At 68.0% G+C, this 23865-nt stretch carries 27 protein-coding genes; 14 read left to right on the top strand and 13 right to left on the bottom strand.

What is annotated here, in order from left to right; all coding sequences use genetic code 11:
* The first annotated feature begins 34 nt into the window (after window positions 1–34).
* Window positions 35–814 carry an ABC transporter permease gene (locus tag ACQHI0_RS14685; protein WP_427909168.1) on the top strand — a complete coding sequence of 260 codons (780 nt, stop codon included), beginning with the start codon at window positions 35–37 and terminating at the stop codon, window positions 812–814.
* Window positions 815–996: 182 nt separating this feature from the next.
* Here ACQHI0_RS14685 and ACQHI0_RS14680 read toward each other — a convergent pair whose 3' ends face one another.
* Window positions 997–1332 (bottom strand): RNA polymerase-binding protein RbpA, encoded by a 336-nt coding sequence (locus ACQHI0_RS14680; protein ID WP_067453486.1) that lies wholly within the window; start codon window positions 1330–1332, stop codon window positions 997–999.
* Between the two features lie 206 nt (window positions 1333–1538).
* On the opposite strand from ACQHI0_RS14680, the gene ACQHI0_RS14675 reads away from it, so the two are divergent.
* Window positions 1539–1865, top strand: coding sequence for a hypothetical protein (locus ACQHI0_RS14675; RefSeq protein ID WP_266289836.1), 327 nt, complete (start codon window positions 1539–1541; stop codon window positions 1863–1865).
* Window positions 1866–1880: 15 nt separating this feature from the next.
* Here ACQHI0_RS14675 and ACQHI0_RS14670 read toward each other — a convergent pair whose 3' ends face one another.
* Together ACQHI0_RS14670 and ACQHI0_RS14665 are read right to left on the bottom strand one after the other, a co-directional pair.
* Window positions 1881–2891, bottom strand: coding sequence for a hypothetical protein (locus tag ACQHI0_RS14670; RefSeq protein WP_427908495.1), 1011 nt, complete (start codon window positions 2889–2891; stop codon window positions 1881–1883).
* Window positions 2892–2995: 104 nt separating this feature from the next.
* Entirely contained in the window at window positions 2996–3847 is an 852-nt protein-coding gene (locus tag ACQHI0_RS14665; RefSeq protein ID WP_427908494.1) for an SDR family oxidoreductase, read from the bottom strand.
* A gap of 113 nt (window positions 3848–3960) precedes the next feature.
* Here ACQHI0_RS14665 and ACQHI0_RS14660 point away from each other — a divergent pair, with 113 nt between their 5' ends.
* Window positions 3961–4563, top strand: a complete 603-nt coding sequence (locus ACQHI0_RS14660) for a TetR/AcrR family transcriptional regulator (RefSeq protein WP_427908493.1) — start codon at window positions 3961–3963, stop codon at window positions 4561–4563.
* A gap of 56 nt (window positions 4564–4619) precedes the next feature.
* Here ACQHI0_RS14660 and mqo read toward each other — a convergent pair whose 3' ends face one another.
* A complete protein-coding gene (gene mqo / locus ACQHI0_RS14655; RefSeq protein WP_427908492.1) occupies window positions 4620–6062 on the bottom strand; it encodes a malate dehydrogenase (quinone) in 1443 nt (480 codons plus the stop codon).
* Between the two features lie 89 nt (window positions 6063–6151).
* Between mqo and ACQHI0_RS14650 the strand changes: the two genes are divergently transcribed.
* Window positions 6152–7054: a LysR family transcriptional regulator gene (locus tag ACQHI0_RS14650; RefSeq protein WP_427908491.1), complete on the top strand. Its 903-nt coding sequence runs from the start codon at window positions 6152–6154 to the stop codon at window positions 7052–7054.
* Window positions 7055–7063: 9 nt separating this feature from the next.
* Here the strand turns inward: ACQHI0_RS14650 and ACQHI0_RS14645 are convergent, their stop codons facing one another.
* Window positions 7064–7825, bottom strand: coding sequence for a M23 family metallopeptidase (locus ACQHI0_RS14645; protein WP_427908490.1), 762 nt, complete (start codon window positions 7823–7825; stop codon window positions 7064–7066).
* A gap of 183 nt (window positions 7826–8008) precedes the next feature.
* On the opposite strand from ACQHI0_RS14645, the gene ACQHI0_RS14640 reads away from it, so the two are divergent.
* Window positions 8009–8347: an ArsR/SmtB family transcription factor gene (locus tag ACQHI0_RS14640; protein WP_427908489.1), complete on the top strand. Its 339-nt coding sequence runs from the start codon at window positions 8009–8011 to the stop codon at window positions 8345–8347.
* Here ACQHI0_RS14640 and ACQHI0_RS14635 read toward each other — a convergent pair.
* Window positions 8329–9303: a glycosyltransferase family 9 protein gene (locus ACQHI0_RS14635; protein ID WP_427909167.1), complete on the bottom strand. Its 975-nt coding sequence runs from the start codon at window positions 9301–9303 to the stop codon at window positions 8329–8331. The two genes, ACQHI0_RS14640 and ACQHI0_RS14635, sit on opposite strands and share 19 nt — an antisense overlap.
* A 161-nt stretch (window positions 9304–9464) precedes the next feature.
* Between ACQHI0_RS14635 and ACQHI0_RS14630 the strand changes: the two genes are divergently transcribed.
* From ACQHI0_RS14630 to gloA2, 3 genes are all read left to right on the top strand, one after another.
* Entirely contained in the window at window positions 9465–10049 is a 585-nt protein-coding gene (locus ACQHI0_RS14630) for an HdeD family acid-resistance protein (protein WP_427908488.1), read from the top strand.
* An 81-nt stretch (window positions 10050–10130) separates the two neighbouring features.
* Window positions 10131–10481, top strand: a complete 351-nt coding sequence (locus tag ACQHI0_RS14625) for a hypothetical protein (protein ID WP_427908487.1) — start codon at window positions 10131–10133, stop codon at window positions 10479–10481.
* Complete coding sequence (gene gloA2 / locus ACQHI0_RS14620; RefSeq protein WP_427908486.1) at window positions 10472–10873, top strand: SMU1112c/YaeR family gloxylase I-like metalloprotein; 402 nt, start codon at window positions 10472–10474, stop codon at window positions 10871–10873. The genes ACQHI0_RS14625 and gloA2 overlap by 10 nt, the downstream gene beginning before the upstream one ends.
* On the opposite strand, the gene ACQHI0_RS14615 is transcribed toward gloA2, so the two are convergent.
* The 3 genes from ACQHI0_RS14615 to ACQHI0_RS14605 form a co-directional block, all read right to left on the bottom strand.
* The gene (locus ACQHI0_RS14615; protein ID WP_427908485.1) at window positions 10874–11674 is read right to left on the bottom strand and encodes a HugZ family protein; all 801 of its coding nucleotides are present in this window, start codon (window positions 11672–11674) and stop codon (window positions 10874–10876) included. It lies immediately after the preceding gene.
* Window positions 11671–12927, bottom strand: coding sequence for an esterase/lipase family protein (locus ACQHI0_RS14610; protein ID WP_427908484.1), 1257 nt, complete (start codon window positions 12925–12927; stop codon window positions 11671–11673). The genes ACQHI0_RS14615 and ACQHI0_RS14610 overlap by 4 nt, the downstream gene beginning before the upstream one ends.
* Window positions 12928–13163: 236 nt before the next feature.
* The gene (locus ACQHI0_RS14605) at window positions 13164–13880 is read right to left on the bottom strand and encodes a metal-dependent hydrolase (protein WP_427908483.1); all 717 of its coding nucleotides are present in this window, start codon (window positions 13878–13880) and stop codon (window positions 13164–13166) included.
* Between the two features lie 112 nt (window positions 13881–13992).
* On the opposite strand from ACQHI0_RS14605, the gene ACQHI0_RS14600 reads away from it, so the two are divergent.
* Both ACQHI0_RS14600 and ACQHI0_RS14595 read left to right on the top strand, forming a co-directional pair.
* On the top strand, window positions 13993–14403 hold the full coding sequence (locus tag ACQHI0_RS14600; protein ID WP_427908482.1) for a nitroreductase family deazaflavin-dependent oxidoreductase: 411 nt from the start codon (window positions 13993–13995) through the stop codon (window positions 14401–14403).
* Between the two features lie 110 nt (window positions 14404–14513).
* The gene (locus ACQHI0_RS14595; protein WP_427908481.1) at window positions 14514–14969 is read left to right on the top strand and encodes an SRPBCC family protein; all 456 of its coding nucleotides are present in this window, start codon (window positions 14514–14516) and stop codon (window positions 14967–14969) included.
* Window positions 14970–15026: 57 nt separating this feature from the next.
* Here the strand turns inward: ACQHI0_RS14595 and katG are convergent, their stop codons facing one another.
* Together katG and ACQHI0_RS14585 are read right to left on the bottom strand one after the other, a co-directional pair.
* Window positions 15027–17252, bottom strand: a complete 2226-nt coding sequence (gene katG / locus ACQHI0_RS14590) for a catalase/peroxidase HPI (RefSeq protein WP_427908480.1) — start codon at window positions 17250–17252, stop codon at window positions 15027–15029.
* A gap of 11 nt (window positions 17253–17263) precedes the next feature.
* Window positions 17264–17671 (bottom strand): Fur family transcriptional regulator, encoded by a 408-nt coding sequence (locus ACQHI0_RS14585; RefSeq protein ID WP_427909166.1) that lies wholly within the window; start codon window positions 17669–17671, stop codon window positions 17264–17266.
* A 166-nt stretch (window positions 17672–17837) separates the two neighbouring features.
* On the opposite strand from ACQHI0_RS14585, the gene ACQHI0_RS14580 reads away from it, so the two are divergent.
* The gene (locus ACQHI0_RS14580; RefSeq protein ID WP_427908479.1) at window positions 17838–18356 is read left to right on the top strand and encodes a hypothetical protein; all 519 of its coding nucleotides are present in this window, start codon (window positions 17838–17840) and stop codon (window positions 18354–18356) included.
* A 107-nt stretch (window positions 18357–18463) separates the two neighbouring features.
* Window positions 18464–19510, top strand: coding sequence for a fused (3R)-hydroxyacyl-ACP dehydratase subunits HadA/HadB (locus tag ACQHI0_RS14575; RefSeq protein WP_427908478.1), 1047 nt, complete (start codon window positions 18464–18466; stop codon window positions 19508–19510).
* Window positions 19511–19544: 34 nt separating this feature from the next.
* On the opposite strand, the gene ACQHI0_RS14570 is transcribed toward ACQHI0_RS14575, so the two are convergent.
* Window positions 19545–21740: a molybdopterin oxidoreductase family protein gene (locus ACQHI0_RS14570; RefSeq protein ID WP_427908477.1), complete on the bottom strand. Its 2196-nt coding sequence runs from the start codon at window positions 21738–21740 to the stop codon at window positions 19545–19547.
* A 164-nt stretch (window positions 21741–21904) separates the two neighbouring features.
* Between ACQHI0_RS14570 and ACQHI0_RS14565 the strand changes: the two genes are divergently transcribed.
* Window positions 21905–22249 (top strand): hypothetical protein, encoded by a 345-nt coding sequence (locus ACQHI0_RS14565; protein ID WP_427908476.1) that lies wholly within the window; start codon window positions 21905–21907, stop codon window positions 22247–22249.
* Window positions 22250–22268: 19 nt separating this feature from the next.
* Here ACQHI0_RS14565 and ACQHI0_RS14560 read toward each other — a convergent pair whose 3' ends face one another.
* Window positions 22269–22886, bottom strand: a complete 618-nt coding sequence (locus ACQHI0_RS14560; RefSeq protein WP_427908475.1) for a TetR/AcrR family transcriptional regulator — start codon at window positions 22884–22886, stop codon at window positions 22269–22271.
* Between the two features lie 118 nt (window positions 22887–23004).
* On the opposite strand from ACQHI0_RS14560, the gene ACQHI0_RS14555 reads away from it, so the two are divergent.
* Complete coding sequence (locus ACQHI0_RS14555; RefSeq protein WP_427908474.1) at window positions 23005–23865, top strand: SDR family NAD(P)-dependent oxidoreductase; 861 nt, start codon at window positions 23005–23007, stop codon at window positions 23863–23865.

Below are 23865 nucleotides of genomic sequence, written 5' to 3'. Positions count from 1 at the left end.
GGCCCCCGAGGATTCGGCACCGAAGGCCCGATTCGTGCGCGACAGCGCGATCGTCGCCTATCGCAACCTGCTGACCATCCTGCGGGTGCCGACGCTGCTGGTCACGGCCACCATCCAGCCGCTGATGTTCGTGTTCCTGTTCGCCTACATCTTCGGTGCCTCACTCGGCGGCGATCAGTACCGGGAGTTCCTCCTCGCCGGCATCTTCACCCAGACCGTGGCGTTCAACGCCGCGTTCACCACCGTCGGCCTGGCCGGTGACCTGCAGAAGGGCATCATCGACCGAATGCGCACGCTGCCGATGTCGAGGCTGGCGGTGCTGATGGGGCGCACGCTCTCGGACCTGGTCGTCAATATCGTGAGCCTGGGCGTGATGTCGATCTGCGGATACATCGTCGGCTGGCGCATCCACGGCAGCTTCGGCGACGCCGTGATCGCCTTCGCCATCATCTTGCTGTTCGCGTTCGCGATGTCGTGGGTCGGCGCCCTGACCGGTCTGGTCTCCCCGACGGTGGAAGTGGCGCAGAGCGCGGGCCTGATCTGGCTGTTCCCGCTGACGTTCATCTCCTCGGCGTTCATCTCCGCCGAAACCCTGCCAGGGCCCCTGCGCGCCATCGCCGAATGGAATCCGATCACCGCTGTCTCGGCAGCGGGCCGCAAGCTCTTCGAGAACGACTCACCGCCCAGCTTCGTCCCCGCGACGGGCTGGGCCGCGGAGAACTGCATCCTCTACGCGATCATCTGCTCGCTGGTCATCCTCGCCATCGCGATGCCGGCGGCCCTCCTGCAGTACCGCAAGGTCGCCAGCCACTGAATTGTCGGCGGCTGGTGCCGCGGTTCTCGGCGCTGAACTCCGCCTCTTCCCTCCCTACGGGTACTCCTTCGTCGCACCCTCCGGTCAGTCCATCGGCGGAGGCGCGCCGAGAACAACGAGAACGCCGAAGGCCGCCTTCCCGAATCGGGTAGGCGGCCTTCGGCGTCGTGCGTTCACATTCCCTATCCGCGGCGGCGGGTCTTCAGGAGGTCGAGTCGCTCCTTGAGCAGCTCTTCGAGCTCCTCCTTGCTGCGACGTTCCAGCAGCATGTCCCAGTGGGTGCGCGGCGGCTTGACCTTCTTGGTCTCCACGGAGGTGCCCTCCATGAGCTGCCCCTCCTGGCCGTTACGGCACAACCAGGTGGGCGGGATCTCCGCGTCATCGGCGAACGGGACGTCGAATTCCTCACCGTTGTCGGTGCGGTAGCGGGCGATCCGGCGCGGGGCCAGGTCGTGGTCGCGATCGGTCTCGTAGCTCACCGCTCCGAGCCGGCTGCCCCGGAGTACGCGATCTGCCATGTGTGCTCCTGTAATTTCGGCGGCTGGTGCCGCAACTCGTACTACCTCAACGCACGGGAAGTCTGAACTGTTCCATTGTAGTCGCCCGGCCACATCAGCCGAGCGACCCCCGAATCGGCGCCGTCAGTAGCTCGGTATCGAGAGGATGCCCGCTCAGCGAGACCTGAACCGGCGAATTGTTTCGCGGGCCGATAGGGTTTCGGATCATGTCGCGCAGTCGCCTGCTGTCCTGCCTGTGGTGCGGGCGGGAGATCGTGGATTCGGAGTCGGGGCGGCGTCGCCGTTATTGCCGACAGTCGTGCCGTCAACGTGCCTATGAGCACCGCAGCAGTCTCAAGGGGACCGGGATTCCCGAGGACGCTGTCGTGCTGACCGCGCAGGAGGCCGCCGATCTTGCCGATCGGTGGTTCGCGGCGCGGTGTGCGGCCGAGGACGTGGCGACAGCGGTGGGCGAGGGTGCCTCACCAGGGGAGCTCGCGGAGTTGAGTGCCACCTTGGTGCAGTTGGCCAGGGAAGCCGAACGTCTTCGCTGAACGCGGGAGTCGACGCTAAATCGCCGCGGACTCTCTGGCCCGCAGGTACACGGCCGCCACACCCCCGGCGACGAATACCGCCAGCGCGGTCGCGGCACCGGCGGTCGCGAGGTCGGGGTCGGTCAGTGCCTGGCCGCGGAGGGCCTGCCAGACCACGAGGGTGAGTAGGCCGAAGTAGCCTGCGGCAGCGACCACGAGCAGGGCTGTGCGGATGGTTTCGGTCCGCAGCCAGGAGTAACGCCGCGCGAGGGCGACCAGGGCGACGGTGAGCAGCAGCAGCACCTGGATACCGTGCAGGCCGACGAAATGGGGGATGCGCAAGTCGCCACCGGTGGTGCTCCAGTGGGTGATCGGCATGCCCGCGGCACTGTCACGTGCTGTATCACCGGGCCGCACCGTGTGCCCGGCGACCAGCCCCACCACGGTGCCGTCGGACTGGCGGACGAGTTGCGGCCCGGTGAACCCCATCAGATAGCCGAGCGCCATCCCGGTCACCGCCAGCCACAGGCCGGCCTTCAACGCGATCCTGGTCGGCCGGTCCGCCAGCTTCTGCCACGAAATGATCACCGCCAGTACGAGATTCGCGATGAACAAACCGGGCACGCCGGAGGTGAACACCAGCTGCCCGATCTCGTTGACCGGGTCGGGGGAGTCGTTGAAATGGCTGAACGTCCCGCGTGCCGCCTGTAGCGCGATGAACCCGACATCGGCGACACCGGTGACCGCGAAGACGGTGCCGAGCCACCAGGTGGCTCGCCGCCCGCGATGGGGCAGCCGCAGAATCCAGGCCAGGGTCACGCCGTAGAGGGCGAAGGCGAGGCCGAACTTGGCCGGCTTGAGCCACACGGACTCGCCGAGCAGCAGCCGATCGTCGACCACCATCCCGACCATAGACACCAGGACCAGTGCGGCCATGAGCGCCGAATTCAGCAGCAGTGGGCCGTGCCAGGGGGTGCGGTCGGTGGCATCGTTCGCGGTGCGGAACCCGATCCGGGACAGGGTGTGGGTGAGGTCGATCGTCGCCATGGATCGAAGGTAGAAATCCGGTGCGCCACATCACGTCCCGCTGCGGAACGGTTCGTCTCCGATACCGGGGTACGGGTCGGCCTACCCTGGTTCTAGGGGTTTTCTCAGATCCCCATCCGCCAGATCGCGGCATCGACCGCACGGGGCGAGACGAGCGCGAGTGCCTGCAGCACCCGGGTGTAGGTCGGGTACAACTCGACCGGGCGGGTCCGGATCGCGGTGATGATCCAGTCGGCGGCACCCTCGGACGACAGCGCGGGCGCGTCGTCGTATTTGCCGGTGGGCGCGATCATCTCGGTGCGCACCAGCGGGTACCCGACGGTGGTGACGTGCACGCCGCGCCGCCTGGTCTCCGCGCCGAGACTGCGACCGAACGCGCCGAGCGCCGCCTTCGACGCGTGATAGGCGGTGAACAGCGGCATCGACCCGGCGGCCACACCCCACGTCGCGACATTCACGATGTGTCCGGTACCGGCGTCGAGCATCGATGGCAGCAGGCCCATCGTGAGCCGCGTCGCCCCGAAGTAGTTCAGCGCCATGGTTCGCTCGTAATCGTGGAACCGATCGGTGGCGTCGGCAGCACCCCGGCGGATCGACCGGCCCGCGTTGTTCACCAGCACGTCGATGGTCCCGAACTGCTCGAGCAGGGCCTTCGACAGTGCGTCGTTCTGCTCGGCGTCGGCCAGGTCGCAGGTGATCATCTCGGCGTCCCCGCCTTCGGCGCGCACCGCGTCACGCACCGCGGCCAGCGGCTCGGCATTCCTGGCCACGAGAACCACCCGTGCGCCTTCCCGGGCGAGTGCGTGCGCCGCGGCCTTGCCGACTCCCGACGAGGCGCCCGTCAACACCACGGTCTTTCCCGCGATCTCGTGCTGTTCGTCACGAACCAATCGCGCGAGCAAGCGGGGCAGCGTGGGCGGGTTGAGCAGCACCGATTGTGCGACCTGGGCGAACACGGGGACTCCTGTCGAGTCGAACAGCGGGGACGAGCACTAATTTACTCAATAGTAAATTACAAAATAGTCAATTGGGTGTCAACGGGCACGGGGGTCGATGGTTGGATGGACCGGTGAGCACAGCCGGTACCAAGGGCGTCCCGCGTCCCGAGCGCGAACAGCAGATCCTCGACGCGGCCGTCGCCGAGATCGGCCGCGTCGGTTACGCGGGGCTCTCGCTCGCCGATGTCGCGCACCGCGCGGGGGTGTCCAAGCCGCTGGTCTACACCTACTTCCAGTCCAAAGACGGGCTCTACATCGCCTGCGTGGACCGCGCGGCCGCCCTGCTCTTCGACGCGATCGAATCCGCCATCGCCGGCGCGGATGGTCTCGGCAAGGCAGCACGCACCCTCGACGCGATCTTCGCCGCCCTGGAACCTCGCCCCCACGACTGGACCGTGCTGTTCGACCGCTCCCACCCCGACGACGGCCCCGCCGCCGACGCTGTCCGGGCGGCCCGCCGCCGCATCGCCGCGCAAGCCGCCCGCGGTGTCGCCGACGCCATCAGCGCCGTCGAACTCACCGACCCGACGGATGTCTCCGCGCTGACCGATGTCTGGATGGGCGCGGTGACCTCCCTGGTGCTGTGGTGGTTGCGTCACCCCGACCAGAGCGGCGCTCAGATGACTGCCCGCACCCACCGCCTCGTCGGCGCTCTCCTGGCCGCCCCACGCTGACCGAGACCCGCACCCCGACTGCTGTCGAGGTGCGGATTCGCCTGTCCGGCAATAGCTTACGAGACTGGTTCGGTGGTCGAGCCGACAGCCGGCAGCAATTGCGCGAGCAGTGGGGCCCACTCGTGGCGGCGTTCGGGGAAGCAGCGGTCCAGCAGGTCTCGCATGATCGACGGTGCGATGGACGCGCCGGGGGAGGCGCCGAGCAGGCCGGCGATGGTGCCCTCGGCGCCGGTCACCAATTCGGTGCCGAATTCGAGTACGCCACCGCGCTGGGGGTCGGGTTTGACCAGTTGGGCGCGTTGTCCGGCTTGGATCAGGGTCCAGTCGGCGGGGTCGGCGGTGGGGTAGAAGCGTTGGAGTTGGGCGAACTTGCGGCGCGGGGAGGCCAGGAGTTCGGTGATCAGGTAGCGGACCAAGCCGAGATTCTGGAGGCCGACCGCAACCAGCGGGATGATGTTGTGCGGGCGCAGGGTGGTGAACAGGTCGGTGAGTTTGCCGTGGCGCAGCAGGCGGGTGCTGAAGGTGGCGTAGGGGCCGAACAGCAGGGCGCCCGTGCCGTCGACCTCGCGCCGATCCAGATGGGGGACCGACATCGGTGGGGCGCCGAGGGCGGCTTGGCTGTAGACCTTGGCGTGGTGCTCGGCGACGACATCGGGGTTGTCGGTGCGCAGGAATTGCGCGCCCAGTGGGAACACCGCGTACCCGCGCACTTCGGGCAGGCCTGCCCGCTGGAGCAGCCGCAGCGCGTAGCCGCCCGCGCCGACGAACACGAACCGCGTGCGCACGACGAATCGCCGCCCGCTGTCGAGATCGCGTCCGCGCACGGTCCAGAGCCCGTCCTTGCCACGCGCGAGCCCGGTGATCTCGCGATGCATCCGCACCGCGTTGCCCGCGCCCCGCATCGTCGACAGCAATGACCTGGTCAGCGCGCCGAAGTCGACATCGGTGCCCGCGGTGTGCCGGGTGGCCGCCATCGCCTCGCTGTCGGCCCGGCCGCGCACGAGCAGCGGCGCCCACTGTGCGATCACCGCACGGTCCTCGGTGTATTCCATCTCGGCGAAGGCAGGCAGTTCCCGCAGCGTCGCGTACCGCTGCCGCAGGTAGGCGATATCGTGCTCGCCGAACACCACGGTGACGTGCGGTGCCGGGGTGAGGAAGTCAGCGGGCTCCAGTTCGCCACGATGTGCGAGCGCGGACCAGAACCCGCGCGAGAGCGCGAACTGATCGGCGATACCCGCGGCCTTGGTGCCGTCGCCGGGGTCGGGCATGTAGTTGAGCTCGCACATTCCCGAGTGCCCGGTGCCCGCGTTGTTCCAGGGATGGCTGCTCTCGGCCGCCGGTTCGCCGAGCCGCTCGAACAGCGCGATCGACCAGTCCGGCGCGAGCGTGCTCAGCAGCGCGCCGAGGGTGGCGGACATGATGCCGCCGCCGATCAGCACCGCGTCGAGAATGTCTTCGCCACTGCCGGTTTCGGGCCTGGTGGGTGTGGTGTCGTTCATGTCGAACCTCCCGTGAGCTGTGTACCGCTATCGTCCCGCCGGGAGCAGTCATCCGTCCAACACGGAATCGCCGAAGATATGATCCGGATATGGATGATTCCGCCGACGTGGGAGCGCAGGCGGTCGCTCCGCTGCTGGCAGCCTTCGTCACGGCCGCCGAAGAAGGTCACGTCACGCGGGCGGCGGAGCGGCTCGGGGTGCCGCAGTCCTCGCTCAGCCGCCGCATCAAGACGATGGAGCACCTACTCGGGGTGGTCCTGTTCCAGCCGGTCGGACGCGGGGTCGCCCTCACCCCGCAGGGTCGCGATCTCTACGCGCGCACGCGCGAGCTGGTGCGCGGCCTCGACGACGCCATCGCGCGGGTTCGCGCCGACGCCGATCCGGAGAGCGGGCTGGTCCGTTTCGGGTTCCCGCTCACGCTGGGCCCGGTCAGCATCCCCACGCTGCTCGCGCAGTTCCACACCCGCGCGCCACGGATCCGGCTGCACCTGGTGCAGGCACATGGCGAGGCGCTGGCCGAACAGGTACGCGACGGCCGGCTCGACCTGGCGGTGATGATTCCGCCGCCCGGCGACCTGCCCGCGGTGGACCTCGGCCGACAGCGCATCGATCTGCACGTCGCGAAAACCCACCGGCTGGCCGGACGCACCCGCATCGACCTCGCCGACCTCGCCGGCGAGGCGTTCATCGCGAACCCGCCCGCCTACCAGCTCCGCACACTGCTCGATACCTGGTGTGCCGCAGCGGGTTTCACCCCCCGGGTGGTCTTCGAGATCACCGAGTTCGAAACCTTGCGAGCACTGGTCGCGCTGGGACAGGGCGTCGCGCTGCTGCCCGCCGCCGAAGTCGCGAACCCCGATCTGGTGGTGATACCCATCGATGGCGAACGCGACCGCGAGGTCGGCCTGGTCTCGGGAGACCATGACTCGACGCTCGCGGTCGCGCGGCTTCGGGAATTTCTGATCGCGCGCCGGGCGGCGATCAGTGGGTGAGCGGGGGTATCAGTCCTGGGCGACGCCGGCATCGACGCCACGCGCGGCGAGCCACGGGTGCGGGTCGATCGGGGCGCCGTACAGCGAGCCGTCCGGTACGTGCACCTCGTAGTGCAGGTGGGGGCCGGTGGAGTTGCCACGGTTACCGACGGTGGCGATGGTGTCACCGGCGTTCACGTGCTGGCCGGGGGCGACCAGAATGTCGTTGACGTGGCCGAACACGCCGATGGTGCCGTCATCCTGCTGGACGCGGACCCACAGACCGAAGCCGGAGGCCGGCCCGGTCTCGATCACGGTACCGTCGGTGACGGCGAAAACGGGCGCGCCGATCGGGTCGCCGAAGTCGATGCCGTTGTGCGCGGTGCCCCAGCGGGCGCCGTAGTAGGAGGTCAGTCGGCCGTTGACCGGTCGGACGGTCTGCGGGCGCGGCGGCGGCGGGGGAGCGATGAACGGCAGCTGCGGCAGTTCCAGCGCCACCGCTTCGCGGTGCTCCTCCCACGGGATCGGGGCGGACACGGGGGCCTGGCCCTGCGGGCCCTGGGCCTCGGCGGGAGTGTACGCGGTGAAGCGGTACGGCGACTGGCCGCTGTTGATGGCCTCGGTGGCGTCCGCGGCGATCGTGGAAGTGGGAACAGGGCTCTCGGGCGCACTGAAAGTGGCGACGGAGGTACCCACGAGTGCGGACAAAGCCACCGCACCCGCGACAACGCCTCCCCAACGGCCTGCGAAGGCGTCGGAGACTCGAGCAGATAACGGGTTGGTCACGAACATGGTTATGAACGTAGCTAAACCGTAACCTTCGGCGCGAATGATGTGGTTGCGATCACGAACCGCTATAACGCCAGTTGATCTATAACAATACCCTAACGAATATCAGCATCCGGGGACTCACCGGGTGAAATGTCGCCGTGCAAGATCGTTGCCGAAACTCCGCTTCCCGGGGACACTGATTCAGTGGACGCTAACGGAGTCCGAGCTATCACAGCGTTATCCGACCCCACCCGGCGCGCGATCTTCGAATCGTTGCCGCAGGGTCCACGCTCGGTAGCCGACCTCGCCGCCGCCACCGGTATCACCAGCTCAGCCGCGTCGCAGCACCTGCGCGTCCTGCGGGAAGCCCATCTCGTGCGCATGCGCCGCGACGGGAACAGGCACCTCTACTCCCTCGACCCCCGCGGCCTCAACGACGCCCGCGACTACCTCGACAAATACTGGCCCAGCGCCCTGGCCGCCCATGCCGCCGCCCTGCGGGAGGCGACCGATGCCGACCCGGCTCAACCCACCCGGCGATAGCGCGAGCGACCCGACTCGGCCCAGGCCTGCTTGTCCAGCTGCATGTCCACCGCCGCGATCACCTCGGGTACCCCGATCCGCAGCAGGCCGGGGTCGGTCGACAGCCCGTCCGGATCGCCGACCTGTCCTGCCCACAGCACCGCGTGCCTGCCGAGCAGGTGCGCGGGCGGCCCGCCACGGCGCGGTGGGGTCGGGCCGAAGAGCAGCACCGTGCGGGTGCCGAACGCCGTAGCCAGATGCGCGACACCGGTATCGCCGCTGATCACGAGCGCGGCCTCGGCGACCGTGGCCGCGAGATCGGTGAGGTTCTGCCGACCCGCGAGGACCCGGTCGTCGGGCAGGCCCGCCTGTGCGGCCACCTGCCGGGCGATGTCGTGTTCGAACGGGTCGCCGGTGAGCACCACGTCGCGGCCGAGCACCAGCAGGTGCCGCACCACCGCGGCGAACCGTTCCGGCGGCCACCGGCGCGCGGGCGCGCCCGCACCGATGTGGACGACGACGCAATCGCGGCGGCTGATCGAGGCCACCGGCGGCACCAACCCGAGGTTGCGCCGATCCGCGTCGATGCCCTCACCTTCGAGCAGCCGGCACCACCGGTCGACCACATGCGCTTCGGGATCCCAGCGCGGACCGGCGAGCTTGGGCAGGGCGGGCGTGCGATGACCGATGATCCGCGCGGCCCCGGTATCGGCCAGTGCCCGCGCGCTGGCGCCGTCGGGGCCGTGCAGGTTCACCGCCAATTCGGGCGCGGGTCCATCCCAGATCAAGGCGGCCGGATCGGCGATGGCGACGAGTTCGTCGACCGAGGAGATCAGGTCGACGATCTGCTCCAGCCGATGTGGCGCCGCCAGGACGATCCGGCTCTGCGGTTCGGCCCGGCGCAGGGCACGCAGAGCCGGGACCGCGGAGAGAAGCTCACCGAGGCCCCGAGCTTGCAGCACGAGTACAACCGACACATTCTTCATCTACCCGGGACTGTCGCCGACCAAACTTTCGCGAGGGCAACGATGTGACGAGCCGCATTCGTGCCCGCCGACCGCGCGCGCCTCGGGCGCGACACGATGACGGGCCCAGCTAATGCCCGGAAAACCAGAGCGAGCGGGCATAACATCTCGTCATGACGACAAATACCGTGCTAGGGAGCCCGTTTACGGCTCTTGCCAAGAAAACCTGGCAAACAGTTCTGGTCACCGGCCTGCTCGCGGTGGTCCTCGGCATCATCGTGCTCGTGTGGCCCGGTCCGTCACTGTTCGTGGCGGGCATTCTGTTCGGCATCTACATGGTTGTCAGCGGCATCTTCCAGCTGATCGCCGCCTTCACCCATCTGCCGAGCACCAGCTTCCGGGTGCTGTCCTTCATCAGTGGTGTGCTGTCGCTCATCATCGGTGTGTTCTGCTTCCGCGACGACCTCGCCTCGATTGTGTTGCTGGGGTTGTGGATCGGTATCAGCTGGCTGTTCCGTGGCATCGCGGTGCTGTTCGCCGCGATCGCGGAGCCGAGCGTGCCCGGCCGCGGCTGGCAGATCTTCTACGGCGTCATCAGCGCGCTGGCCGGTGTCATCCTGATCGTGTGGCCGATCAGCTCCATCGCCACGCTGGTCTTGGTGGTCGGCATCTTCCTGATCATCATCGGCGTCATGGAGATCATCACCGCCTTCGGCATCCGCAAGGACTCGCACCTACTGGACGAGCAGCTGGGCTGAATCCTCCCCACGGAAAGTTCGTCTGATCCGGCCGGTGCCTTCGGGCACCGGCCGCTGTCGTCTGAACTACGCTTCGAACCCATGGAATTCGTTTACGACCTGGTGGTCGTCACCCACCTGCTCGGCATGGCCGCGGTGGTCGGTGGCTATGTCGCGTCGCGTCCGGTGGTGTCGGAGCTGATGGTGTGGGGCGCTCGCGCGCAGCTGATCACCGGGGTGATCCTGGCCGGGCTGGCCTCGGGAGTCGACTCGCTCGACAAGGATCCGGATACGACGAAACTGGCGGTGAAGCTGGTCATCTCGGTCGCGGTGGCCGCGTTCGCCGAAATGGGCAGAGGCGATGCCAAGCGGGGCAAGCAGATCGACTGGATGACCGACGCCGCGGGCGGACTCGCGATCGTGAACGTCGGAGTCGCGGTCCTGTGGACGTGACCGGCGTGCGATTTCTGGGCATCCACCACGCCGCGATCATCGCCACCGACTACGCCCGCTCGAAGCGTTTCTATACCGAAACCCTCGGCGGCACCGTGCTCGACGAGAACTACCGTGCCGATCGCGATTCGTGGAAGCTCGACATCGCGCTGGCCGACGGGATCCGGATCGAGCTGTTCTCGTTCCCCGACCCGCCCGCACGCCCGAGCAGGCCGGAGGCGGCAGGCTTGCGGCACTTGGCGCTGGCCGTCACCGATGTGGCTGCCACGCTCGCGCAACTGCGAGCACGGGGTGTCCGGACCGAGGAACTGCGCACCGATGAGCACACCGGCAAGCAGATGGCCTTCTTCTTCGATCCGGACGACCTGCCGCTCGAGCTGTACGAGGCGTGATCAGTGCGTCGCGCGCGCCCGCCGCGCGAGTTCGACTGTCGCCGCGCGCAATTCGCTGATCTCCTGCAGCGGTGCGGCGTAACCGACTCGGGTGAGTGCCACGCCGCGCGGTGATTCCACCCGCAGATCGAGGCCGTAGCGGTCGGCCTTCTCGCAGGTGGCGGCGATGGCGTCGGGAAAGCCGCCCAGCTGCTGGGCCATCGCCAGCAGTGCTTCGGCGTGGTCGGCGTTGAGGTGCGCGACACCGGGTGCTGCGTGCGCGACGATCGGGTCCGGCTGTGCGGCAAGGTATTCGGCGGCCGAGGCCGAATCCATCCGGCCGTAGCCGCCGACCCAGCGCACCCGTTCGATCCGCAGCACCCACAGGGTGAAGTCGCTGTAGTCGATGTAGTACTTGGCCGCCGGGATCGCGGTGAGGTGTGCCGCGCGGGCCGCTTCGGCCTCGGCGCCGGTCGGCTGCTCCACGTGTCCGGCGAGGGTGATCCGGGTGCCGGCGAGCGGATCGGCCGGAATGTCGGGCGTGACGATCGCGATGCTGGCGCGTGGATCGGCGGCCAGGTTGCGGCCGTGTTCGGCCAGGCGCGACACGCTCAGCACCGGTGCGCCGTCGAGCAATCCGTAGGTGATGAACGATGCCCACGGTGCGCCGTCGGCGGTGAGGCTGGCCAGGGTGCCGGTATTGGTGCCCGCCGCAATCGTTCTGGCTTCTTCGGCCGGCGAGGGGCGGGCCTCGTTGGCCAGAGGAGCGGTCGGCAGCGGAATGGCAGGTGCGTCGCCCGGGTCGCCGTGGTCGAGAGTCATGGCCACAGCGTATCCACCGGACGCGAACGGCGGGGCATGCTCGCCAACCAGCTGTGCAGCGCCTCGTAGACCGCGTCGTGATTGAGCAGGCTGAAATGGTTCGCCGCGGGGATGTGCAAGCCGTTGACCGCGTCGAAGTCGAGACGTCTGGTGCGTCCGCGACCCGAGCCGCTGCCCGCGAGGACCATGCCGTCGCCGATGATCACGCCGAGTGGATGCTTCGGGCTGTGGGTGATGGTCGTGGTGACGAAGTAGTGATCGACGCCGGGGAGCAGCGGTACTTCCTTGATCGCCCGCGCGCGCAGGGTGTCCACGTCGAGGTCGCGCCAGTCGTCGTCGACCAGCGACCCTTGACGCAGGTCCCTGATGCCCGCGCTGCGCCTGCGCAACAGGGTGCTCAGCGGCCGGGTCTCGGGCAGCAGCTCGAGTGCGGCCGACGCGTAGTGCACGAACTGCTCGAGCGGTGCACCCAGGTGCGGGGAGCCCAGGCACACCACCTGCCGCACCGCGCGCACCCACGCCTGGCCCGACTCCTCGGCCTGATGACAGGCGCTGCGCATGACCAGCCCGCCCATCGAATGCCCGATCAGGCAGATCTCGTGGACCGGCATCGGCCAGCTCTCGACCAGGCGCGTGAGCAAGGCGTTGAGCTGGGCGGCGTTCTCGGAGATGTGCAGGCCGGAATTGAAGCGGACGTAGATCGGGGTGTAGCCGAGATCGTCTTCCAGGCGCTCGCCGTAGGTGGGGCGCCCGCCGAGGCGCCAGGCGTGTTCGGTCTCCACGAGTCCGTGCAGGAGCACGACCAGCCGGGTGGTCGGTACCGGGACGTGGGCGGCGAACTCCTCGGGTGGGACGGGGACGCCGTCGACGCGAAAAGTCATGGGGGAGGACAGGATCGGCTTCTCGTCTGCCAGCGTGTCACCGATCAGACCCTGGATCGCGGCCAAGATGCCCGCGCCCCACACGGTGCGCGAGGGCGCGGTGACGCCGGGCAGCTGGACCGCGCTCGCCACTTCGCCGACCACGAATCCGGTGCCGCTGACGGCCGCGTACACGCCATCGGTGATGGCGTCGTGCACGGTCTTCACCGGAGCGGCGGCGGGTCCGACGCCCAGCCGAATCGCCGCGAACACCCGGTCGGAGATGGCGCGGTGCATCGCTGCGATCCCCTCGACCGCGCCGGCGAACTCGTCACCGGCCAGGCGTGTGAGTGCCTGTACTTCGGCCTGGGGTTGGGGGAGCTGCTCCGTCACGTGGTTGAGAGTACAACTGTGCACCGAATGTCGCTGTGTCCGGGGCGCGTTCTGTGACCAGCGACGATGCCCGGCCTTTCGGGCTGTGGTGCACACGAATCGCATCGAGATACAGAGATATGCGCATCAAAATATGTGTTTGCCACGACTATGCGGAAAGACCGGCTACGCCGGCCTGGCAGGGGAGGGGCCGGTCGGGTTCGGGACGGCGGTCGCGTGCACCGCCGTCCCGGTGATCACGGCCGGTGCATGATCGCGTACCAGAGCGCACCCATCGTGCCGAGGACGAAAAGCGGGGAGAGAAACCAGGTTTCGACCCGATTGCCGGTGCGTTCGATCAGCGGAACCCGCGTGCGCAACGGGAACGGCCACAACAGCCGGCAGCCCCGATCGGTGAGGCAGTCGCCCAGCAGATGCGCCAGACACCCCAGCCCGACGCAGATCGGCAGCCACACCGGTCGATCGACGATCCAATGATCGACGGCGAAAGTTCCCGCCGATGCCAGCACAACCACCGTGCCGTACGTCCGCACGCTCTTCCCCGGTGGGCACAGGTGCAGCGACCGCACCGCCAGCGCGAGCAGGAAGAACACCAGGCTCAAGGTGAACGGCCGCCCAAGGTAGTGCTCGCCCGCCCAGGTGGCCGCGATCGCCGCGACGACGAACAGCAGCGAATGTGTTCCGTGCCGGTGCCCGCCCGACACCCAGGAGATCAAGCGGCACAGGTGATGTGACACCGGCCCGAGCACGTGGGAAATGGTGCCGCTCGGATGATCGGCGTCCGGCAACAGCGCCGCGCCCGCGGTGAGGAACGTACCGATGATGAGTTCGGCGATGCCGAATTTCGTTGTCTCGCTGTCGAACAGAGGGAAAGCGGCAACCGTGAGTGGTAACGCTGCGGCAGTACCGGCCCAGGCCAGCGCCCCACTCGTCGCATGTGAATGTCCTAGCACCCCGCAACGTTAGAGTAAGTCACTACTTTGGCGCATATGCCGTGGACAGCGCTGGAATGCGGGGCGCGCCTGGATCGTTGGGCCAGGGGGAGCTACCAACGAGAGGACCACGATGAACGCTTTCAACGACCAGGTGATCGCCGAGTTCCGTGCCAACGGAGGTCGCGTCGGCGGCATGTTCGAAGGCAACGACGCCATGGTGATCATCACCACGACCGGCGCGAAGTCCGGGCGCGCGATTACCAATCCGCTGGTGTATCTGCCCGACGGCGATCGGATCGTGCTGATCGCCTCCAACGGCGGCGCCGACAAGCATCCCGCCTGGTATTTCAACTTGGTCGCCGACCCGGAGCTCACCCTCGAGGTGGGATCCGAAACCTACCGGGGCAAGGCGGAACTCGTCGCCGATCCCGAGCGGACCGCCCTCTACGACCGGATGGTCGAGCGACTGCCGGGCTTCGCCGAGTATCGCGACAACACCAGTCGCGAGATCCCCGTGTTCGCGGTGTACCGCACGAATTAGGCGTACCTCCGGCCCTGCGCGGCGACGCAACACTGCGTGTCCGCGTCTATTTCTCGCTGCCTCGAGCGGAATGGTTGCCGAGGCGGGTGAGCTGCTGGTTCGATCGGCCGGTGACCGAAACCATCGACGTGCCACGCATCGTCCACGCCTCCCGCGAGATCGCGGCGAGCCCCGCCGTGATCTTCGACCTGATCGCCGATCCCGCGCAGCAGCCGCGCTGGGACGGTAACGACAATCTCGCGCAGGCGAACACGGGCCAGCGGGTGCGCGCGGTCGGCGACGTGTTCACCACGACGCTGACCAACGGTGCCGACCGCGACAACCACATCGTCGAGTTCGAGGAGGGCCGTCGCATCGCGTGGAATCCGTCCGAGCGTGACAAGACCCCGCCCGGCCACCTGTGGCGCTGGGAGCTGGAGCCGATCGACGACACCCACACTCGGGTGACCCATACCTACGACTGGACCGCACTGCACGACGAGCTGCGTCAGGTGCGGGCCAGGGCGACGACCGCCGACAAGCTGCAGGCGTCGGTGGACCGGCTGGCCGAGCTCGCCGAGTCCTGATCGACAGCGAAACACCCTGCGGCTCATGGTGCGCCGCAGGGTGTTTCGTGGTGAGGATCAGACCAGGTCGAAGCGGTCCAGGTTGCTCACCTTGGTCCACGCGGCGACGAAGTCGTGCACGAACTTCTCCTTCGCGTCGTCGGTGGCGTAGACCTCGGCGACGGCCCGCAGCTGCGAGTTGGAGCCGAACACGAGGTCGACCCGGCTACCGGTCCAGGTCACCGCGCCGGAGGCGCGATCGCGGCCCTCGTAGACCCCGTCGTCGGTCGCCGACGGAGTCCACTCGGTACCCATGTCGAGGAGGTTGACGAAGAAGTCGTTCGTCAGCGCACCCGGGGTCTCGGTGAACACACCGAGCGGCGCGGACTGGTAGTTCGCGCCGAGCACCCGCAGACCACCGATCAGCACGGTCATCTCCGGTGCGCTGAGCGTGAGCAGGTTCGCCTTGTCGATGAGCAGGAATTCCGCGGGGATCTGCGCGTCCTTGGACACGTAGTTGCGGAAGCCGTCGGCCGCGGTCTCGAGCGCGTCGAACGACTCGATGTCGGTCTGCTCCTGGGTCGCGTCGGTGCGGCCCGGCGTGAACGGCACCGTCACCGGGAAACCGGCGGCCTGAGCGGCCTGTTCGACACCGACCGCGCCGCCGAGGACGACCAGGTCGGCGAACGACACCTGCGCACCGCCCGCGGCGTTGAAGGTGTCCTGGATGCCTTCGTAGACGCGCACCACCTGGGCGAGCTCGTCGGGCTGGTTGACCGCCCAGCCCGCTTGCGGCTGCAGCCGGATCCGGCCACCGTTGGCGCCGCCGCGCTTGTCGCTGCCGCGGAACGACGAGGCCGCCGCCCACGCCGTCGACACCAGCTGGGCGATGGTCAGCCCCGAGGCCTGGATCTGGCCCTTGAGCGTGGCGATCTCGCCTTCCCCGATGACCGGCCCGGTCTGGGCGGGAACCGGGTCCTGCCACAGCAGTTCCTCGGACGGGACCAGCGGGCCGAGGTAGCGGACGACCGGTCCCATATCGCGGTGGGTGAGCTTGTACCAGGCGCGGGCGAACGCGTCGGCGAACTCCGCGGGGTTGTCCAGCCAGCGGCGGGTGATCGGCCCGTAGATCGGGTCGAACCGCAGCGACAGGTCGGTGGTGAGCATGGTCGGCGCGACCTTCTTGCCCTCGATGAACGCGTCGGGCACGGTGTCGGCGCCCGCGCCGTCCTTCGGGATCCACTGGTGCGCGCCCGCCGGGCTCTTGCTGAGCTCCCATTCGTACCCGTAGAGGGTTTCGAGGAAGTTGTTGTCCCAGGTGATGGGGGTGCTGTTCCAGATGCCTTCCAGGCCACTGGTGATGGCGTGCTCGCCGACGCCGGTGCCGAAGCTGCTCTTCCAGCCCAGCCCTTGCTGCTCCAGTGGCGCCGCTTCCGGTTCGACACCGACCAGCTCGGCGTCGCCCGCGCCGTGGGTCTTGCCGAAGGTGTGGCCGCCCGCGATGAGCGCGGCGGTCTCCTCGTCGTTCATCGCCATCCGCGCGAAGGTCTCGCGGATGTCGGTGGCGGCGGCGATCGGGTCCGGATTGCCGTTGGGGCCTTCGGGATTGACGTAGATCAGGCCCATCTGCACCGCGGCCAGCGGCCGGTCGAGGTTGCGTTCACCGGTGTAGCGTTCGTCGCCGAGCCAGGTGCGCTCCGGGCCCCAGTACACGTCCTCCTCTGGCTCCCACTGGTCGACGCGGCCGCCACCGAAGCCGAAGGTCTCGAAGCCCATCGACTCGAGCGCGACATTGCCGGTGTAGACGATGAGGTCGGCCCACGACAGCTTGCGGCCGTACTTCTTCTTCACCGGCCACAGCAGACGGCGCGCCTTGTCGAGGCTGGCGTTGTCGGGCCAGCTGTTGAGCGGCGCGAACCGCTGCATCCCAGCGCCTGCGCCGCCGCGGCCGTCGCCGACGCGGTAGGTGCCCGCGGAATGCCAGGCCATCCGGATGAAGAACGGGCCGTAGTGGCCGAAGTCGGCGGGCCACCAGGGCTGCGAGGTCGTCATGACCTGCTCGATATCGGCCTTCACCGCGGCCAGGTCGAGGGTGGCGAATTCGGCCGCGTAGTCGAAATCCTCGCCCATCGGGTTCGCGACGGCCGGATTCTTCTGCAGCAGTGTGAGATCGAGCTGATTGGGCCACCAGTCACGGTTGCTGCCACGCGCGTCGGTGGACGCGAGGGGGCGGTGCATGACGGGGCAGCCACTGTCACCGGGTTCCGTGTTGGCTTCCGCGATAGGTGGGTGTTCCTCGGGCACGGTGAATCCTTTCAGGAGAGTGAAGGTGCTGACGTGCAGTCGGGGCAGCGGCCCCAGTAGATGACCTCGGCCTCGTCGACGACGAAACCGCGATCGTCCAGGGGAGTCAGACAGGGCGCGTCGCCGACAGCGCATTCGACATCGACGATCACCCCACAGGATCGGCACACCAGGTGATGATGGTTGTCACCGACGCGGGTCTCATAACGCGCGACGGTGCCCATCGGCTGGATTCGCCGGAGCAGTCCGGCGCTGGTGAGGGCCCGCAGTACGTCGTAGACGGCCTGCTGGCTGACGGCCCCGAGGGTGGCTCTGACTCGGCTCAGGATGGTGTCCGTGTCGGCGTGCGGATGCTGGTGCACTGCGGTGAGCACCGCCAGGCGTGGCGCGGTGACGCGCAGTGAGGCTGCGCGCAGCATCTGTTCGTAGGCCGGTTGGGTGGACACATTCCAGATTATGACTCATTCCAGATAACTGGGGAAGGGTTTTCGCGAAGTTTTCGTGGTGACATATCGGGCGAATCACGCGATACTGGCGGGGAAGACCGGCTCGGGGAGCTCGGTCCATGAACTCGGGGTGGGAACGATGTCGAATCGTCAGTGGTATGCCGTGTCCGCGATCGCGGCGGCCCTTCTGGTCGGGGGCTGCGAGTCGGGGCAGTCGGTCGAATCCGCGCCGACGAGCAGCGCGGCGACGACGAGCACGACGGTGCGCGCCACCACGCCGCCGGCCCCGCTGCTGAACCGGCGTGGTGACAACGGTGCGGTGGTCCAGCAGGACGGGCTGGTCGGCGCGGGCAAGCTCGATATCGTCAACGGCAACAGCGACGACTTCGCGGTGGTGGTGACCAATGGCGATCCCAAGAAACCGCAGGCCACGATCTACGTGCAGGGCAACTCCAACGCCACGCTCAACGGGATCGACGGCACCTACTACGTCTATCTGAAGACCGGAAAGGACTGGGACGAGGCGACGCTGGCCTTCACCCGCGAGCGTGAATTCCAGAAGTTCGACGACCCGTTCGACGGTGACTCCGACTGGGAGATCACGCTGCAGCCCTCGATCGGTGGCAACGCCAGCACCAGCGACGTACCCTCCTTCTGACCGCGGCGAAAGGCCACAGAACTGTGAACTGTGCCAAGGAATGCCCGGTCCGCCTGCGCGTCGACTAGCCTGCCGGGTGTCCGTTCCCCGAACGAAGGTGATTCATAGTGACTTCCGTAGTCGATGACCTTGCTGTCGATGCCCCCGATACAGCGTCGAAGGTAGGGCACTACTACCGGGTCGAGGGCGTCTACGAGGTCGGCCGCGAGAAGATCCGCGAGTACGCGCGCGCCGTGCAGGACTTCCATCCCGCGCACTGGGAGGACGAGGCCGCCGCCGCGCTCGGCTACTCGGGCCTGGTCGCGCCTCTGACGTTCGTCTCGATTCCGGCTATGGCTGCCAACAAGCTGCTGTTCGAATCGGTCGTCGTCGGCTACGACATGTTCGTGCAGACCGAGCAGGTCTTCGAACAGCACAAGCCGATCGTGGCCGGTGACCGTCTCGTGGTCGACGTCGAGCTGTCCTCGGTGCGCACGATCGCGGGCAAGGACCTGATCACCGTCACCAACACGTTCGTCGACGAGCTCGGCGAGACCGTGCACATCATGCACACCACGGTCGTCGGCATCACCGGCGACGACGGCGTCTCGCCCGAGATCACCGCCGCGGTGGAGAACATCATGCTCCACGGGGTCAGCATCTTCAGCGCCGAGAAGAGCGCGGCCGTGGAGACGACCCTGCGTCCCGAGGGCGAGGTGCCGCTGTCTGTCGAGGGCGCCGCGCGTGTCCCGAACACCGCGCTGTCGTTCGACGAGCTGACCGTCGGCGCCGAACTGCCGCTGCGCGATGCCCGCGTCTCGCGCGGCGACCTCGTCAACTACGCCGGTGTGTCCGGCGACAACAACCCCATCCACTGGGACGAGAAGATCGCCGAGCTGGCCGGTCTGCCCGACATCATCGCCCACGGCATGCTCACGATGGGCCTTGGCGCGGGCTTCGTGTCCACCTGGTCCGGCGACCCCGGCGCCGTCACCCGCTACGGCGTGCGCCTGTCGAGCCCCACGATCGTCAGCCGGGAGGGCGGCGAGGTCGAGTTCACCGGCCGCGTGAAGTCCCTCGATCCCGAGACCCGTTCGGCGGTGATCGCGATCACCGCCAAGTCCGGCGGCCGCAAGATCTTCGGCCTCGCCACCGCGAACCTGCGCTTCCGCTGAACCCGGCGCGGTGGACCCGAACCAGTGATCGGGTTCACCGCGGCGCGGCGGCGACCTCGGATGGCGTTGTGGCGTGCGGGGTTTCGGCCTCGACCGGGCTCACCCGCACCCACGTGTTGTTGACCGCCGAGGTGCCGGAGAGCGGGTCGGTGCGGGCCGGGTCGTGCAGCAGGTTGACATTGGCGCCCGGTAGCGCCGCCGCGACGGACCAGCCGACTCCGGGTTCGCGATGCCCCCAGCCGTGCGGGATCGCCACCACCCCGGCACGGATATCGCCGCTGATCTCCACCGGAACCACGATCGAACCGACGGGGGATTCGACCGTCGCCGGATCACCGTCGGTGAGACCGCGGGCGGCGGCGTCGTCGGGGTGGATGAGCACGGTGCAGCGGTCGCGGCCCTTCACCATCGACGGGATGTTGTGCAGCCAGGAGTTGTTGCTGCGCAGGTGACGCCGGCCGATCAGCTGCAGGTCGTAGCCGGGCTCGGCCGCCGCGGTCGCGTCGTCGAGAACCGTGCGTACCGCCGCCAGGAAATCCGGGGGAGCCAAGTGTGTCCTGCGGTCGCTGGTGCCGATCAGTTCGGGCAGCCGTGGCCGCAACGGGCCGAGGTCGACACCGCCCGCCGCGTCCCGAATCTTTTTCAGCGTCAACCCGTTTCGTCCGCGACGCAGGACTCCGTAGGGGCCTGTCGCGACGGCGGCCGCGGTGAGCCGCAGGGGGCTGAACTGTTCGAACGCGGCGTTGAGCGCGCGTCCGGTGACCCGTCGTACCGGCAGCGGGACCATCTCGGTCACCAGCTTTGCCAGGATCTGCCAGTCCTCCAGCCCGTCGGCCGGTGGATCGAATACCTTGGCGTCGTAGCGGGCGTTGTTGCGCACGCTGAAGATCGGGAACAGCAGGCTCAGTTCCTCGCGTTCCAGTGCCGAGACCGGCGGCAGGATGAAGTCGGCGTGCCGCGTCGTCTCGGTGACGTACATGTCGACGGCCACGTAGAAATCCAGGGATTCCAGCGCGGCATCGAGCTTGTCGGCCTGCGGGGTCGAGAGCACCGGATTGCCCGCGTAGGTGATCATCGCTTTGATCTGGCCCGGTCCTTCGGTGCGGATCTCCTCGGCGAGGACCGCGACCGGCAGTTCGCTGCGGAACGACTTGTGCGCGCCGGAGCGGTCGGTCCACGCGCCGTGTCCCATCGGCAGGTATTTCGCGTACCGGGCGGCGTCGACGACGGGGGTCGCGAACATCTGGCCGCCCGCGCGATCGAGGTTTCCGGTGACCGCGTTGATCGTGTTGACCAGCCAGTGGGTTAGTGTGCCTGTCACCTGCTGGCACACCCCGATTCGCGCGTAGATCACCGCCGACGGCGCCGCCGCGTGGTCACGCGCCAGCCGCCGGATGGTCTCGGCGTCGACCCCTGCCAGTGACGCCATGCGTTCGGCGGTGGTGTCGGCGACCAGTACGGCGAGCTCGTCCCAACCGGTGCACAGTGCGCGCACCGCCTGTTCGTCGCACAGTTCTTCGGTGACAAGCACATGCAGCATTCCGAGCAGCAGGTAGACATCGCCGCCGGGACGTACCGCCACGTGTTCGTCTGCCAGCCGGGCCGTTTCGGTGCGGCGCGGGTCGATCACGACGACGGTGCCGCCCCGGGCACGGACGTCTTTGATGCGCGTTTTCGCGCCGGGCATGGTGGTGATCGATCCGTTGGACACCGCGGGGTTGGCGCCGAGCACCACCAGCCGGTCGGTGCGGTCGATGTCGGTGATCGGCATCAGCACATTCGAACCGAACATCCGCCACGCGACGAATTCCTGCGGGAACTGATCGATCGAGGACGCGGAGAAGAAATTGCGGGTCAGCAGGACGGCCCGTAACAGGCCGCCGTACATCACCGAGGAGCTGTGCGCGGCCGGGTTGCCGATGTACATCCCGATGGCGCTGGGACCGTGCGCGGCTCGCACCGCGCGCAGACGCTGCCCGATCTCGCGGAACGCCTCGTCCCAGCCGACCGGCTGGAAGGTGTCGCCGACGCGGCGCATCGGTGTCCGCAGCCGGTCCGGATCGTGGTGCAGACCGCCCATGGCTGTCGCCTTGGGGCAGATGTAGCCCTTCGACAGCACGTCATCCGCATTTCCTTCGATGCGGGTGACCCGCGAATCCTCGACCGTGACCAGAATTCCGCAGTGTGCCTCGCACAGGGTGCACTGCCGGGCAATTGTCGTGCTGTCCACAGCTTTTCCTACTCTCCGCTGAAACCGCTCATGCCACGGTAACGCGACCGGGGCCTCGGCAGATCCGTCTACGGTCGGATTTCGGCGGCGTCTGGTGTCCGGGCGTAATATCGTTCGCGATACGAAGGGCCTTCATTTTCCGCTCAGATGAGGAGCAGATTTCGATGCGTTCCACAGTTCGTCTCGGCCTTGCGGCCGCCGCGGTGACGGTCGCCGGGATCGCGGGGCAGGCCACCGCCGTCGCTCAGCCCACCTACTACGACCCGATCATCACCCCGTGCAGCCACCTGTTCCGCACCGCGCTCGAGCCGCAACGCCCCGGCACCGATGTGTACTGGAGCCCGTTCGGCACGTCGAACATCGTCTGCTACGACGACGGCACCGGGATGGAGAACTATTACCAGCGAGACCCGTGGGGTCGCTGGCACGACATGAACGAACTGACCCCTGGTCACTTCTTCTACGTGATCTTCGATTCGCCGGTCCCGGATCAGGCGACCTGGGGCTGAGCGGACGGTTCGGGTGGGCTCAGCCGCGTAGACCCCTGAGGGCGGTCTCGACCACGCGATCGGCGAATTCGGTGGTCAGCGTGCCCGTGCGCAGTAGCCATCGGTCCAGCAGCGGGCCCCAGATCATCGCGATGGCCACGTCGAGGTCGATGTCGTCGGCGAGCTGGCCCGCGGCCTGCGCGGCTTGCAGTCTGCGGCGTTTGAGCGCGTCCATCGGCGCCTGGAGGCGTTCGGCGTAGGTGGCGGCCAGGGTGGTGTCGTTCAAGATCGCGCTGGTCAGGCCGCGTAAGGGGAGATCGAAGCGGGGGTCGGCGAGTTCGGCGACGGTGGCGCGGAGAACGAGTTTCAGGTCGGCTTCCAGATCGCCGGTATCAGGTAGGCCGGGTGCCTCGCCGGCACCGGACTCACTGAGCATCAGAAAGGCATCGAGCAGGACCGCGCCCTTGGAGGGCCACCATCGGTAGACCGTCTGCTTGCCGACGCCTGCTCTGGCGGCGATCGCCTCGATGGTCAGCTTGTCGAAGCCGACCTCGCCCGCCAGCTCGAAAGCGGCGGACAGGATCGCGCGCCGGGATCCTTCGTTGCGGCGGGTCGCGTCCGCCGACGGTCTCGGCGCGGGATTCACCTGCTGGCTCATGCCGACATGATAGCAATCAAAAGAGACGAGACGTTGCGTCTTGACACCGCCGTGAGCCGGTGGCATCCTCGATTCATCAGGCGAGACGCAACGTCTTGTCTAGCGAAGGAGGAACTCCATGACCACCGCCGGTACCACCGCATCCCGTGTCTGGTTCATCACCGGAGCGAGCCGCGGTCTCGGCCGTGCCTTCGCCGAAGCCGCACTGGCGGTAGGGGATCGGGTCGCCGTCGCGGCCCGCACCCGATCCGCGCTCGACGAACTCGCCGCGGCCCACCCGGGCAAGGTGCTGCCACTGACCCTCGACGTCACCGATCGTGGCGCGGTGCAGGAGGCAGTCGATGCCGCCGTCGCCCACTTCGGCCGCCTCGACATCGTGATCAACAACGCGGGCACCCTCTCGATGGGCATGATCGAGGAATTCACCGAGGCCGAGGCCCGTGCCCAGATGGAGGTCAACTTCTTCGGCGCGCTGTGGGTGAGCCAGGCGGTACTCCCGCACCTGCGCGTCCAACGGTCCGGGCACATCGTGCAGGTGTCGAGCATCGGCGGACTCGCCGGGTTCCCGCTGTCGGGGATGTACGCGGCGAGCAAGTTCGCGCTGGAGGGAATGAGTGAGGCACTGGCACTGGAAGCCGGGGAATTCGGTGTCTCGGTGAGCATTCTGCAGCCGGGCGGTTACTGGACCGACCTGTACTCGGCCATGGCGAACACCACGCCGATCGAGGCCTACGCCCCGCTGCGCGCCCAGCTAGAGGCGCAGTGGGCCGAGGGATCGGTCGACAGCGAACCCGCCCTCGCGGCCGAGGCACTGCTCACGCTCGTCAACTCCGACGAGCCGCCGCTGCGGCTGCTGCTCGGAAACATGGTGTACGACTTGGCCTTCCACCTCACCCGCGCCAAGACAGCGACCTGGTCGGCCTGGGAGAAGACCAGCCGAGCCGCGGAACGGGCAATCCCCGCTCCGGGCTCGGTGTAG

It is taken from the genome of Nocardia sp. FBN12 (assembly GCF_050320175.1).
GTDB lineage: Bacteria > Actinomycetota > Actinomycetes > Mycobacteriales > Mycobacteriaceae > Nocardia.
The sequence above is the reverse complement of the archived record's forward strand: the minus strand, read 5'-3'. Positions and strand labels throughout refer to the sequence as shown.